The sequence below is a fragment of the Aquimarina brevivitae genome, assembly GCF_004216895.1.
In the GTDB taxonomy this organism is placed as follows: Bacteria; Bacteroidota; Bacteroidia; order Flavobacteriales; family Flavobacteriaceae; genus Aquimarina; species Aquimarina brevivitae.
Map to the genome: position 1 here is coordinate 25,031 of NZ_SGXE01000004.1, position 14,910 is coordinate 39,940.

The following is a 14,910-nucleotide window of genomic DNA, read 5'->3' on the forward strand; positions in this document are numbered from 1 at the left end:
CAACAAAAGAAACTCTCGGACTACTCAACATAAAAATGTAAACGCCATTAAACTCTTATGGTGAATGTTACCTCGGATTAACAGGGTTGATCCTCACAAAGCTCCGCTTTGAATATCAACAAAAGAAACTCTCGGACTACTCAACATAAAAATGTAAACGCCATTAAACTCTTATGGTGAATGTTACCTCGGATTAACAGGGTTGATCCTCGCTAGCTCGCTTCTGCAAATACAAAACCCTCAAAGCTATCGCTTTGCTTTTTTGTTATTTTCCAAAGATGCAAATCTATGTTTTGATCTTTTCCAAATAACAAAACCTGCAATAAAATTACAGGTTTTGTGCTTGATGTGACCCAGGGAGGATTCGAACCCCCAACCCTCAGAGCCGAAATCTGATATTCTATCCAGTTGAACTACTGGGCCAAGTTTTTATCTTAAGAAAGTTTTGCTTTTACAATAGTAGAAATGGTTTTACCATCTGCTTTACCGGTCAATTCTTTATTAGCCATACCCATAACCTTACCCATATCTTTCATCCCTTCTGCGCCGGTTTTAGCGATGATGTCAACAACCACTTTTTCTATCTCTTCTTCACTAAGCTGTGCTGGTAAAAATTCTTCTATAAACGCTGCCTGATCTAACTCAGGTTGTGCTAAGTCATCTCTACCTTGCTCTGCAAATATTGCGGCGCTATCCTTACGTTGTTTCACAAGTTTTTGCAATAACTTTAGTTCCTGCTCTTCCGTCAACTCCTCCTTTGCTCCATTCTCTGTTTGCGCTAATAATATAGCAGATTTTATAGCTCTCAAAGAAGTAAGCGCGTTAGTGTCTTTGGACTTCATCGCGTCTTTCATTGCGGTCATTACCTTAGCTTGTAAACTCATTATGTATTGCTTTTGCTATTTAAGGACTGCGAAGATAAAATAAAACCGATAATCTTCACAGTTTATCGGTTTAGAAATTATAAGAAAAATACTCTTTTTGAATTTAGAGCTATTTATTAATCTACATTATCGTGTAAAAATGAGTTATTTTTTCTCAATTGAATATCATCATTGCTATCAGTACCTACCGAAGTTCGAGATAACCCAGAGTCGTTTGGTTTAGAATCTACATCTAGGCCTGCTCTTTTATATGCAGGCTCCTTTTCGATTTCATCGATATTAGAACTATTTCTGAACTTATAATTGAACTCTTTCATTTTTGCTCTGCGCTCAGCGGCTCTTGCTTTAAGGGTTTCAGAAATAGGTTGATTCACCGGATCAACATCCTTAGGCGCTTCATCTGCTTCATCTGTTTTAGCAATCGTTTTCTTTTGAAACTGCACTTCTTCATCTTCTTCAACATCTTCAGCCTTGGCTTCCGTAAGACGTTTTTCTTCTTCCATATAGTCCTCTAAGCTATAACGCTTAATTCCGTCTTTGTTCTCTGAAGCTTTTTCTACTGCAGGCACAACTTCTATTGGATCATTAACTTCTAAATCCAAAATATCATCAGAAAGATCAAACACAATTGGCTTTTCTTCTTCTACCTCAGTATGTACAGAAGTCTTAGTGTGTTGTTGTGGTTCTTCCTTCTGTTGAGAAGGCATATCAAAACTGAGTGTAAACTGATCTTGCTCTTCCCTGCTATTATCCTCTGTTACCTCTTTAGCATCATTTACCTCTATTTCCTTTAGAATATCCTGTGCATTAATGATCACAAAATCACTTTGATCCTGAATACCGCTAACTTCCTCATAATTTACATCCAGATTTTTCAAAAATTCTGTTGTAGGTATCAATGGATTATCCTCATCTTCTTCAGGAGTTAACTCGTGCTTTATGACTTGAGGAGTTTCTTTTTGCGTAGGCGTAAAAGAAGGACCGCTAAAAGAAGGGGTTGAAGTTCCTGTTGACTTAGGTGTTAAATCCTGTATGGCAGCTCGTTGCTCATCTTCTAACGTATGAATAATTTTCTTCGCTTCGGTATTTACAATTTCATCTTGTTGCTCGGTATTGAAACCTGTAGCAATAACGGTTACCGAAATAGCATCTTCCAAGGCTTCATCTTCACCTACCCCCATGATGATATTAGCTCCATGACCCGCTTCTTGCTGAATATGGTCATTGATTTCTCCTATTTCATCAATTGTAATTTCCTCTTTACCAGAAACGATAAGCAACAGTACATTCTTTGCTCCCGTAATTTTATTATCATTTAATAAAGGAGAGTCCAACGCTTTTACGATAGCATCGTTAGCACGCTTGGCACCAGAGGCATTAGCAGAGCCCATAATTGCCGTACCACTATTACTTAGTACCGTTTTTGCATCTCTAAGGTCAATGTTTTGCGTATAGTGATGCGTTATTACTTCTGCTATACCGCGTGAAGCCGTGGCTAAAACCTCATCAGCCTTGGAGAAACCAGCTTTAAATCCAAGATTACCATAAACCTCTCTCAGTTTATTGTTATTGATGACGATAAGAGAATCCACGTGAGCTCGTAATTTTTCTACTCCGATATGGGCCTGCTCATTACGCATTCTACCCTCAAATTGAAATGGGATAGTTACAATACCTACGGTAAGCACATCCAATTCTTTAGCCATTTTTGCAATTATTGGTGCTGCTCCGGTTCCGGTTCCACCTCCCATACCTGCGGTAATAAAAATCATCTTGGTATTGGTATCCAACATTCGTCTGATTTCTTCATAGCTCTCAATAGCAGCTTTTTCTCCAACTTCGGGATTGGCTCCGGCGCCAAGTCCTTCGGTCAAAGAAACTCCTAATTGAATTTTATTTGGTATTGGGCTATTTTCTAAAGCTTGTGCATCCGTATTGCAAATCACAAAATCAACCCCCTTTATTCCTTGCTGAAACATGTGGTTGATGGCATTACTACCGCCTCCTCCTACTCCAATAACTTTAATTACATTTGACTGATTTTTAGGCAGATCAAACGAAATATTATCAAACTCCTCGTTATTCATCATAATTGCTAATTTTCTGGTCTCTTACTTTACTTTTATATTTTTATGCTACACCTCTTTCCCTGAGGTTACATTATCAATTGTCTTTTTATTTAAAAAAAATAGTATCCCAAATGCTATTCTGCATTATCCAAAAACTCTTTAAACTTTTCGGTCCATTTTTCAAGAATATTTTTTCTTGGCATGCTAGGCGTTGAAATCGTATGATCTTCCTCTACTGTAGATTCATCCGATGCTTGTGTTTGTTCCACTTCTTCTTGTTGAACTTCCTGTTCTTTTTTAGATGCTATATTTTTCTTCTTTTTTAAGTGCGAAAGCCCATCCATTACGAGTCCGACCGCTGTTGCGTACATAGGACTTGTAGTTTCTGGGTCGCTATCCCCAGCTAAATGTTCATTTGGATAGCCTACTCGGGTATCCATACCCGTTATATACTCTACCAACTGTTTAAGATGATTTAGCTGCGAGCCTCCTCCCGTTAGTACAATACCCGCGATTAATTTCTTTTTAGGGGACTCGTGTCCATAATTTTTAATCTCCAAGAATACTTGCTCTACGATTTCAACCACTCTAGCGTGAATTATTTTAGACAAGTTCTTTAGCGTAATTTCCTTAGGCTCTCTTCCACGTAATCCAGGAATGGAAACAATCTCATTATCTCTATTTTCTCCCGGCCAAGCAGATCCAAACTTTATCTTCAATAATTCAGCTTGCTTCTCTATAATCGAACAGCCTTCTTTTATATCTTCAGTAATTACATTACCTCCAAAAGGAATAACTGCGGTATGACGGATGATTCCATCTTTAAATATGGCTAAGTCTGTAGTACCACCTCCTATATCAATCAATGCCACTCCTGCTTCTTTTTCCTCTTGACTTAACACTGCATTTGCAGATGCTAAAGGCTCCAAGGTCACATCAGAAAGCTCTAGCCCGGCACTTTTTACACATCTTCCAATATTTCTTATCGAGGTAACCTGACCCACAACTACATGAAAATTAGCTTCGAGTCGACCTCCGTACATACCTACAGGCTCTTTAATCTCTGCTTGTCCATCCACTTTATATTCCTGTGGCAACACGTGCAAAATTTCTTCTCCAGGAAGCATGACCAATTTATGTACTTGGTTACATAGCTTTTCAATATCACTATCATCAATCACTTCATCAGCATCAGACCTGGTAATATAATCGCTATGTTGTAGGCTGCGAATGTGTTGACCAGCAATACCTACGGTAACATCTTGTATTTTAATCCCAGATACACTCTCGGCTTCCATAATTGCCTGTTGGATGGATTGAATGGTCTGGGTAATGTTATTGACAACTCCTCTGTGTACTCCAAGACTTTTGGACTTGCCAACCCCCATTACTTCAAGCTTGCCATAATCATTATACCTGCCAACCATAGCAACAATCTTTGTTGTTCCTATGTCTAACCCTACAGCTATTTCGTTAAATTCTTTTTCCATACTGGCATTATTTTATTGTGCAAACCACTTGGTTCTTGTACTGCAGATTTATCTTACTGTATCGCGTCATTGAATTATCTTTGAGAGCTTTTTGATAAAAAGCCTTAAAGTTTCTGAATTTGGAATTCAGGTTCTGAATTTTACCTAGTACTAAGGTAAAATCGTAAACTCTTAAGTCTAATTCATATTCTCCTTTGGCATTTCTTATGATCCCAACTATATGTTTTTTCAAAAAAGTATCTTCTCTAATAATTTTGAGTAATGGAAATATTTCCTTTACCTCATTTTCTGCCACATTGTAAATTAATGGTACGTGTGCAGCATAATTATCAGACAAGGGCATCACAGCTCCTTTCGAATCCACATAAAAAGGGGTCATCGCATTTACCCTTGCAATAGGGGTGCGTTGTTTTATTCTTGCCCTAAGTTCTCCACTTACAGTAACATAAACATCCGATTCCTCAACCATCAGGTGAGTATCCAATTCCTTTTCCACCGTATTCAAAACTAAAATTTCTTTACCTACGCTCGTCACTTGCTCTGGATTTTGTATCAACAATTTATTAACCGTTTTTTCATTGATGTACGGATTCTGTTCTTCAATAAATTCTACACTAACCTGATGTATTTTTCGCTTTTTATTTCTATTGCTCGTAAACGCAAAAAGAAACACCATCAAAGCAAGCAGGCCAAAAAATTTTAAATATGTAACCCATTGTTTTTTCATAAGACCAACGCTTCTTTTATTCGACTTACTTCTGCCCCAATATCACCAGCACCAATAGTAACCAGTACTTCGGGTGCGGACTGTTTAATCTTTTTTATGAGCTCGTTTTTAGCGACCAATTCTTTATGTTCATTGTCAATTTTATGCAACAACCAAGAAGAAGTGATATCAGGAATCGGCAATTCTCTTGCCGGATAAATATCTAATAGTAAAATTTTATCAAACCCCTCGAGACTTTTGGCAAACTCTTGTCCAAAATCTCTTGTTCTACTATATAAATGCGGTTGAAACACTGCTACAATTCGTTTACCAGGATGCATTTCTCGTATCGCTTCATATAAATATTGAATCTCAGTAGGATGATGAGCATAATCATCAATAAATACTAAGTCATCTGTTTTTATAATGTAACTAAACCGTCTTTCCACTCCAGTAAATGTTGATAAAGCCTTTGCTAAGGACTCGGTTGGGGAGCCATATAGCAAAGCCATAGCAAAGGCTGTTATAGCATTTAACAGATTATGTTTACCTGGCAGGTTTAAATGCAGGTCTTTAATTGTTTTACTTGGAGTTCTTAAATCAAAAATATAAGAACCATTTTCAATTCGAACATTGATTGCACAGTACTGAGCATCATCCTCAACACCAAATGTGATTCCCTTTAACGGCAACCCATTTTTAACCAATAAATGATCCGATGCCTTAGCAGAAAATTCCTCGAATGATTTGGTTAGTTCTTCGGCTTCACCATAAATATCCAGGTGATCTGCATCCATTGATGTAATCGCAACAATATTAGGCGATAAGCGAAGAAAGGATCGATCAAATTCATCTGCCTCTACAACTGCCACCTCGTTACCTTGCAATATTAAATTTGTTCCATAATTTTCACTTATACCCCCTAGAAATGCGGTCACAGGAGCTCCACTTTCTTTTAACAAATGTGCCAAAATCGTGGTAGTGGTCGTTTTACCGTGGGTTCCTGCTACGGCAAGGGTATAAATCGAATTCGTTATATCGCCCAATAACTCAGCTCGTTTTCGAATATCAAAACCCTTTGTTATGAAGTAATTTAGTTGACTATGTTCTTTGGGAATGGCCGGAGTAAAGACTACTAAGGTGTTCTTAATGCCCAAAAATTGATCCTCAATACGTGTCAAATCATCAACAAAACAAATAGGAATACCTTCAGCAACTAGACTATCTGTTAATTTTGAAGGTGTTTTATCATAACCAGCTACGTTTTTTCCTAAAAACTTAAAATAGCGTGCCAAGGCACTCATACCGATACCACCTATACCAATAAAAAATACATTTTGTATGTCTTCTAAGTTTTGTTTCATTCTTTCAACTCCTGCTATGATCTATTTTATAATTTTTTCAATTTCATCTACTATTGCTGATGTTGCATTAGGCAACGCCAACTCTTTTATATTGGTAGAAAGCTTTTCTTGCAGTGCATCGGATTCGATTACTTTTTTAAATTCCTGCTGAAAGCGATCTAATTCTTGTTCTCTTAGCATTAAGGCTCCTCCTTTACTCACCACTGCCTTTGCGTTTTTAGTTTGGTGATCTTCAGCAACATTAGGCGACGGAATAAACAAAACCGGCTTACCCACAATACATAATTCAGATACCGATCCAGCCCCTGCTCTTGAAATAATAATATCTGCTGCTGCATAGGCTAAATCCATTGTATCGATAAACTCCAATACCTTTACACCATTGTGATCAGCATACTTTTTATAATCTTCAAAATAAAGCTTACCACATTGCCAAATGATTTGAAGGTTTTGATCTATCAAAAAATCAAGCTCATTTTCGATTAATTGATTTATCCGTCGGGCTCCTAAACTTCCTCCAAGGACAAGCAGTGTTTGCTTTTCTTTAGATAGTCCAAACTTCAACAATGCCGCTTCTCGCTTGGAAGCTATCTCAATTAAATCCTGTCGCACAGGATTTCCTGTTTTTACAATTTTTTGAGCGGGAAAAAACCGGTCTAGATTATCATAGGCTACACAAATACGGTCTGCATTTTTAGCCAGCCACTTATTGGTTATTCCAGGAAAAGAATTTTGCTCCTGAATAAGTGTTGGGATATTTGCAGCGCTCGCCATTCTAAGTAAAGGACCACTGGCAAAACCTCCTGTACCAATGACTACATCAGGCTTTGTTTTTCTTAAAATTTTTCGAGATTTCAGCAGACTAGACAATAGCTTAAATGGAAACATTAAATTACTCAGCGTTAACTTTCGTTGTATTCCGCTGATCCAAAGTCCAATTATTTCATAACCTACCTGAGGGACTTTTTGCATTTCCATTCGGTCACTAGCGCCAACAAAAAGTATTTTACAGCCAGAAAAGCGTTTCTCTAACTCTTTGGCAATAGCAATTGCAGGATAAATATGTCCTCCTGTACCGCCTCCTGATAATATGAATGTTAACTTTTTACTCATATAGCTTCTCGTAAAACATCTAATGGATTTTCATTAGTTGTTGTGTCTTCTTCTTGATTAATGGATTTTTGAGCTTCAATACTATTTTTTCTACTTACACTTAACACAATCCCAATAGCCATACACGTCATCCAGATCGAGGTTCCCCCACTACTGATTAAAGGTAATGTCTGCCCGGTCACCGGAAAAAGTTCCACAGCAACCGCCATATTGATTAATGCCTGAAAGACAATCGGCAACCCAACTCCTATGACTAGTAGCTTACCAAAAACATCGCTGTTTTTATGCGCAATGACCACTAAACGAAATAATAATAATAAGTATAGCAACATCAGGAAAACCCCACCTACAAGTCCCCACTCTTCAATAATAATGGCAAAAATAAAATCCGAAGATGATTGAGGTAAAAAATTACGTTGGACGCTTTTTCCTGGTCCTTTTCCAACAACACCTCCTCTTGCAATAGCTATCTTAGCACGTTCAATTTGATAACCTTCTTCTACATCCTCATCATTCACAAAGGTTTCAACCCTACTTACCCAAGTATCTACCCTATTGGGAAAGACACCCGGGAACGCTTTAGCGAAAAGAATAAAAAAAGTTAACGCCAAGAGTCCTGAAAATAAAATGGTGAGTATGTATTTAAATGGGTAACCCCCTAAAAACACAAGCATCATTACCATTGAAAAAATAATAGCCGTTGTAGAAAAGTTTGCGGGCAAAATCAATACTAATATTAGGAATACTGGAGTCCATAACGGCAAAAGCGTTTCTTTAAACGTTACCTTCCTATCTTTTATCTTAGATAAATATCTAGCCACATAAGCCATCAAAACTACCGAAGCCAAAGTGGATGTTTGAAATGTTAATCCTACAAAAGGTATTCTTATCCACCTACTGGCATTAGCTCCGCCTATAGTAGTGTTTTGAGCCATGGTCACTAATAGCAACACTATTATCACAGGAATCATAATAATGGACAACCCTTTAAAATAATGATAGGGTATTTTATGCACCCCATACATTATTAAAAAGCCAAGCACTAGATGTGCAAAGTGTTTAATTAAAAAACTAAAGGTGTCTCCATCCCCATATAAATACGCCAGATTACTACTAGCACTATACACCGGCAAGAATGAAAACAATGCCAACAATGCAGCGATTGCCCATATCACTCGATCTCCTTTTATATTTGCTAGAATTTTATTCATTGGTTTACTAGGATATTATAGTTCGCGCACAGCTTCTTTAAACTGTCGACCTCGCTCCTCGTAATTTTTAAACAAGTCAAAACTTGCACAAGCTGGCGATAACAAGACATTATCATTGCGCTCAGCAATTTTATATGCATAATTCACCGCATCTTTCATAGATTGTGTCTCTACAATATCATCTACACAATTTCCAAAGGCATTCACGATTTTTGAGTTGTCCACTCCAAGGCAAATTATTGCCTTAACTTTTTCATTGACCAGTGCAAATAACTCAGCATAATTATTTCCTTTATCCACTCCGCCGACAATCCAAATGGTTGGTGCTTTCATGGCGTCAAGTGCATAATACGTAGCATTAACATTAGTAGCTTTAGAGTCATTAATATATTGAACATTATTAATTTTCAACACACTTTCCAGGCGATGCTCCACACCATGAAAGTTTTCTAAGCACTCTCTTATGGTTGCTTTTCTGATTTTTAATAATTGCGCTACTGTAGCTGCAGCCATGGCGTTTTTAACGTTATGGTTTCCTTTAAGTGCTAATGCGGATGCTGACATAATTAACTTGTCGTTATTAATTGTTATTGTTATCGTATCGTTATCTAAATAAGCTCCCTCATCTACTTTTTCGTGTAACGAAAACGGCAGCTGAGTTGACTCTATTTTATTATTTTTTAAATAGTCGGTGATCACTTTATCATCTTTATCATAAATAAAATAATCGTCCTTGGTTTGATTTTCTACAATTCTAAATTTTGCTTTAATATAATTTTCAAACTTATAGTCATATCGGTCTAAATGATCAGGAGTGATATTGGTTAACACAGCAATATGAGGCTTGAAGCTCGTAATTCCATCTAACTGAAAACTACTAACTTCTAACACATAGCCCTCTTTATCCTGTAGGGCAACACTTTTAGCAAAGCTGTCCCCTATATTACCGGCACAACCCACATTTAATCCTGCTTGATCCAGAATGTAATGGGTCAAAGCCGTAGTGGTCGTTTTTCCGTTACTACCGGTTATACCCACTAATGAAGCCGTGGTATATCTTGAAGCAAATTCAATCTCTGAGATTACTTCAATTCCCTTTGCGTTAAGCTCCTTGATCAAAGTAATTTGATCTGGGATGCCCGGGCTTTTTACCACTGTATTGGCTTCAAAAATCCTAGATGTACTATGTTCGCCTTCTTCCCATTCAATTTCATATTTTGTAAGAACGTCTTTATAGCTACTTGCTATTTGTCCTTTATCTGATACAAATACATCATACCCTTGTTGTTGCGCCAAAATAGCTGCTCCAACTCCACTTTCTCCTGCACCTAAGACAACAACTTTTTCCACGCTACCTTACTTTAAGTGTTACGATAGCAATGATTGCTAAAAAAATACCAACGATCCAAAATCGGGTTACAATCTTACTTTCGTGAATTCCTTTCTTCTGATAGTGATGATGCAATGGCGACATTAAAAATACACGCCTACCTTCACCAAACTTCTTTTTGGTATACTTAAACCAACTTACCTGAATCATAACCGATAAGGTTTCGATAAAAAATATTCCACACAGTATTGGGATCAAAAACTCCTTGCGTATAGCTATAGCGATAACTGCAATAATGCCGCCAATGGTTAAACTGCCCGTGTCTCCCATAAAAACCTGAGCGGGAAATGTGTTGTACCATAAAAAGCCAACCAAAGCACCGGTAAAAGCTGCAATAAATATGGTAATCTCACCTGTATTAGGGATATACATCACATTGAGGTAATCAGAAAAAATAATGTTACCAGAAACCCAGGCAAATAAGGCTAAGGTTAATGCTATAATGGCAGAAGATCCTGCTGCTAAACCATCTATACCATCGGTTAGGTTAGCTCCATTTGACACCGCGGTTACAATAAATATGACAATAGGAATAAAAATTATCCACGCATAAGGAACTAAGTCTTCACTTATCCAAGAAATTAAATTCGCATAATCAAATTCATTATTTTTAAAAAATGGAATCGTAGTTTTGGTAGACTTCATTGCTGGTTTAAAATCTGACCTATCTTCTGCAGGGATCTCTATGGCTACTGCCTCATCAATGGCACGCTCCTGTCTTACAATTACATCATCATGAAAATACATCGTACAACCCACAATTACGCCTAATCCAATCTGTCCAAAAACCTTGAATTTACCTGCTAACCCGTCTTTATTCTTTTTCTTAATTTTAAGATAATCATCGGTAAAACCAATAACACCCATCCACACTGTGGTAACGATTAACAATATGACATATATATTATCTAATCGAGTAAACAGCAGTACCGGAATTATCGTGGCTAAAATTATTATGATACCTCCCATAGTAGGAGTTCCTGCTTTTTCGGCTTGACCTTCAAGTCCTAACTCTCGGATACGTTCTCCCATTTGGTTACGTTGCAGCAACACTATAATTCGCTTACCATAAATTGTTGAAATTAGTAGTGAACATATGATTGCCAATGCAGCTCTAAACGTTATGAACCGAAATAACGAAGCTCCTGGCAATTGATATTCATTTTCTAAATATTCAAAAAGATAGTATAGCATAATGATAGCTACCTCCGATTCATTACGAAGGAATTTATTTATTCATTTTTATTAATTCTTCTTTTACAATTTCAAAGTCATTAAAATCACTCTTCACTCCTTGTATTTCCTGATAGGTCTCGTGTCCCTTCCCCGCTATAAGTACGATGTCATTTTTTTCTGCCATTTGACAAGCCGTTTTAATGGCTTGCTTTCGATCTGTTATCGAAATTGTTTTTTTATAGTCCTGAGGTTCCACCCCTTTTTCTATATCCTGGATTATACTATCCGGATCTTCTGTCCTTGGATTGTCACTAGTAAATATCACCTTATCACTCAACTTGGCTGCGATATTACCCATTACGGGCCTTTTCATTTTATCGCGATCTCCTCCGCACCCAACAATAGTTATTAAAGTTTCATTCTTCGTACGGATGTCATTGATCGTTTGTAGTACGTTTTTAAGGGCATCAGGCGTATGTGCATAATCGACAATTGCAGTGATTTTTTGATCAGAAACCAGATATTGAAATCGTCCACTTACACTTTTGAGGTTGCTGAGTAATTGTAATATCTCAAGCTTCTCCAAACCTAAAAGGTCTGCCGCACCATAAATCGCCAAAAGATTATAGGCATTAAAACTACCTATTAGTTTAGCCCACACTTCTTGTTCATTGATCTTCAATAAAAGCCCTTCTAAGCTATTTTCTAAGATCTGACCTTGGTAATCTGCAAAGGATTTAAGTGCATAGGTATAGTGTTTAGCTTTTGTATTCTGAAGCATAAACATCCCGTTCTTATCGTCCTTATTGGTTAAAGCAAAAGCATCTTTACCCAAACCATCAAAGAATTCCTTTTTAACATTACGGTATTCCTCAAAGGTCTTATGATAATCTAAATGATCATGAGACAAATTGGTGAAAATACCTCCGGTAAAATGAAGCCCTTCTGTCCTTTTTTGGTGGATGCCGTGAGAACTTACTTCCATAAAGCAAAACTCTACACCACTCTCATTCATCAAGGCTAAATATTTATTGATACTCAACGGATCCGGAGTGGTATGCGTTGCTGAATATTCTTCGTTGTCCACTAATACCTTAACCGTAGATAACAATCCTACTTTATATCCTGCTGCTTTAAAAAGCTTGTACAATAAGGTAGAAACCGTGGTCTTACCATTAGTACCTGTAATTCCAATCAGCTTCAAGTTTTTTGAAGGAGAATTGTAATAATTTGAAGCCATTATGGCCAACGCCGCGTGTGCATTTTCAACTTCAATATAAGTGATATCCGGTTTAGGGTCTGCAGGTGTTTGCTCACATACAATTGCTTTTGCTCCGTTATCAATTGCTTTTGATATATAATCATGACCATCAACCACACTTCCTCTAATGGCTATAAATACATCTCCATCTGAAATTTTACGCGAATCAAAAGCCAGGGTATTGACCTGTAATGAGGTATCACCAATAACCGCATTCAACTTTACTTTATACAATATGTCCTTTAATGCTTTCACGATAATTCCAATACAATTGTTTGATTAACTTTTACTTTAGTCCCAGGTTGGATGGACTGTTTTATGACTTTACCTGCTCCTTTGATCTCCACTTGTAATCCCATATTTTCTAAAAGTGAAATTACATCCATGGCTGGCATACCTTGTACATTAGGCATTATGGTTTTGTACTTCTGAGCTTTTCGATAATAATCCTGATAACTATTTTTCACCGTACTTCCTTCTACCACTTCTGGCTGCACCGTAACTTCTACTGGTATATCATTATATATTTTCAAAGCAATTTGCTTAAAAACCGGAGCAGCTACTACGCTTCCGTAGTAACCCTTTTCCTTATTGGGTTTATGGATCACCACAATCATAGAATATTTTGGGTTCTCCGCAGGAAAATATCCTGCAAAAGAAGAAATATACTCGCGCTCCTTATCTTTACCATAATTACCCCAACATGTCCCCGTTTTACCTGCTATTTGGAAAGCACTGGTTTGTATATTATCTGCTGTACCTCTCTTCACTACATTTTTCATCATGTCTTGCACGATCCTGGCAGTCTCTTTAGAACATACAGCTGGATTTAGTATCTCTTTACCATAGCGTTCTTCTGTCTTATCCCAAACTCTTACCTCCTTTATAAAACGAGGTTTAACCATCTGACCGTCATTGGCAATTGCGTTATAAAATGCTAAGGTTTGTAATGGGGTAAGTGACACACCATAGCCGTGTGCCATCCACGGCAATGTAGTACCGTACCAATCCGAATCTCCTGGATACGGCAATTTAGGTACCCCTTCACCTTTAATGGGTAAGCCCAAACGTTCTGCCAGCCCCATATTGATAAGACGATCTACAAATCGTTTTGGGTTATTCTTATAATTATCATTAATTATTTTAGCAAACGCTGTATTTGATGATACCTCAAATGCTTTTGCTGCAGAAATCACCCCATAACCACCCCATCGAGAATCTTTTACTGTTCTGTCATAAAAAGTCACCCGCCCATCTTCGGTATCAACTACATAACTGGAATCTATAACCCTATCTTCTAAGGCAGCTACCATAGTCATTAGCTTAAATGTCGATCCAGGCTCGTGGGATTCCCCAACTGCATAATTTAATTTTTCATAGTACTTACCATTTGTGGTACGGCCAAGATTAGCTATTGCTTTTACCTCGCCTGTTTTGGTTTCCATAACCACAGCGGTTCCGTGCTCGGCTTCAAACCTTTCGAGTTGTGCTAGTAAAGCGTGATGAGTAATATCCTGAATATTAACATCGATTGTAGATACTACATCGTATCCGTCTTCAGGTTCCACTTCATTAGCATCACCAATAGGTTTCCATTGGTTTTTAGCGATTTTTTGTTTTTTACGTTTACCTTCTTTCCCTCTTAGAAAAGTTCCGAATGCGCCTTCTAACCCAACGCGCGTATAATAGCCTTGCGCATCTTTTCGCTCGTATCCAACTGTACGCTCTGCTATTTTTCCGATTGGATGTTCTCTCACAGTTCGTTGTTCCACAATAAAACCTCCCTTATTGGCACCAAGACGAAACATTGGGAAATCCTTGACTCTCATGTATTGTGCGTACCCCAGGTTTTTGCAGATTAATAAATATCTGTTTTTGTTGGCACGCGCTCTTCTGATCATGCGATCATAATAAGTAGCAGATTTGCCTAGCTCTTTAGATAGGGCTACACAAAGTCCTTTAATATTATCTCTAAAATTTTTATCGGATACCGTAACCGCATCGAATCGGATATCATACTTGGGAACAGAAGTAGCAAGCAAATTACCTTTACTATCGTATAAATTTCCGCGATTTGCAGGAATATCAAAGGTCTTAAAAACTCGCTCCTGTCCCTTTTTACGGTATTCATCCCCGTCAACAAATTGAATATTGACAAGTTTTATACCTACAGCGATAGCAAATAGGAACATACATCCTGCTACAAAATACAAGCGGTTTAATATGTTTTTTTCTTTTACTGCCAT

The 14,910-nt window shown here is 37.5% G+C and carries 11 protein-coding genes and 1 tRNA gene; all 12 read right to left on the reverse strand.

Annotation, left to right across the window (positions count from 1 at the left end; all coding sequences use genetic code 11):
- Nucleotides 1-349: 349 nt before the first annotated feature.
- The 12 genes from EV197_RS13610 to EV197_RS13665 all read right to left on the reverse strand — a co-directional run bounded on the left by EV197_RS13610 (nt 350) and on the right by EV197_RS13665 (nt 14,910).
- A tRNA-Arg gene (locus EV197_RS13610) sits at nt 350-423 on the reverse strand.
- An 11-nt stretch (nt 424-434) separates the two neighbouring features.
- Nucleotides 435-884, reverse strand: a complete 450-nt coding sequence (locus tag EV197_RS13615; RefSeq protein WP_130287348.1) for a GatB/YqeY domain-containing protein — start codon at nt 882-884, stop codon at nt 435-437.
- Between the two features lie 116 nt (nt 885-1,000).
- A complete protein-coding gene (ftsZ, locus tag EV197_RS13620) occupies nt 1,001-2,974 on the reverse strand; it encodes a cell division protein FtsZ (RefSeq protein WP_130287349.1) in 1,974 nt (657 codons plus the stop codon).
- A gap of 113 nt (nt 2,975-3,087) precedes the next feature.
- Nucleotides 3,088-4,443: a cell division protein FtsA gene (gene ftsA / locus EV197_RS13625; protein ID WP_130287350.1), complete on the reverse strand. Its 1,356-nt coding sequence runs from the start codon at nt 4,441-4,443 to the stop codon at nt 3,088-3,090.
- Nucleotides 4,444-4,450: 7 nt separating this feature from the next.
- Nucleotides 4,451-5,170: a cell division protein FtsQ/DivIB gene (locus EV197_RS13630; protein ID WP_130287351.1), complete on the reverse strand. Its 720-nt coding sequence runs from the start codon at nt 5,168-5,170 to the stop codon at nt 4,451-4,453.
- Nucleotides 5,167-6,513 (reverse strand): UDP-N-acetylmuramate--L-alanine ligase, encoded by a 1,347-nt coding sequence (gene murC, locus EV197_RS13635; protein WP_130287352.1) that lies wholly within the window; start codon nt 6,511-6,513, stop codon nt 5,167-5,169. The genes EV197_RS13630 and murC overlap by 4 nt, the downstream gene beginning before the upstream one ends.
- Nucleotides 6,514-6,534: 21 nt before the next feature.
- Nucleotides 6,535-7,626, reverse strand: coding sequence for an undecaprenyldiphospho-muramoylpentapeptide beta-N-acetylglucosaminyltransferase (gene murG / locus EV197_RS13640; protein ID WP_130287353.1), 1,092 nt, complete (start codon nt 7,624-7,626; stop codon nt 6,535-6,537).
- Nucleotides 7,623-8,837 carry an FtsW/RodA/SpoVE family cell cycle protein gene (locus tag EV197_RS13645; protein ID WP_130287354.1) on the reverse strand — a complete coding sequence of 405 codons (1,215 nt, stop codon included), beginning with the start codon at nt 8,835-8,837 and terminating at the stop codon, nt 7,623-7,625. Before EV197_RS13645 ends, murG begins: the two co-directional genes overlap by 4 nt.
- A gap of 15 nt (nt 8,838-8,852) precedes the next feature.
- Nucleotides 8,853-10,187, reverse strand: a complete 1,335-nt coding sequence (gene murD, locus EV197_RS13650; protein ID WP_130287355.1) for a UDP-N-acetylmuramoyl-L-alanine--D-glutamate ligase — start codon at nt 10,185-10,187, stop codon at nt 8,853-8,855.
- Nucleotide 10,188: 1 nt separating this feature from the next.
- Nucleotides 10,189-11,421, reverse strand: coding sequence for a phospho-N-acetylmuramoyl-pentapeptide-transferase (mraY, locus tag EV197_RS13655; protein WP_130287356.1), 1,233 nt, complete (start codon nt 11,419-11,421; stop codon nt 10,189-10,191).
- 34 nt (nt 11,422-11,455) lie between these two features.
- On the reverse strand, nt 11,456-12,919 hold the full coding sequence (locus tag EV197_RS13660; protein ID WP_130287357.1) for a UDP-N-acetylmuramoyl-L-alanyl-D-glutamate--2,6-diaminopimelate ligase: 1,464 nt from the start codon (nt 12,917-12,919) through the stop codon (nt 11,456-11,458).
- Nucleotides 12,916-14,910: a penicillin-binding protein gene (locus EV197_RS13665; protein ID WP_130287358.1), complete on the reverse strand. Its 1,995-nt coding sequence runs from the start codon at nt 14,908-14,910 to the stop codon at nt 12,916-12,918. Before EV197_RS13665 ends, EV197_RS13660 begins: the two co-directional genes overlap by 4 nt.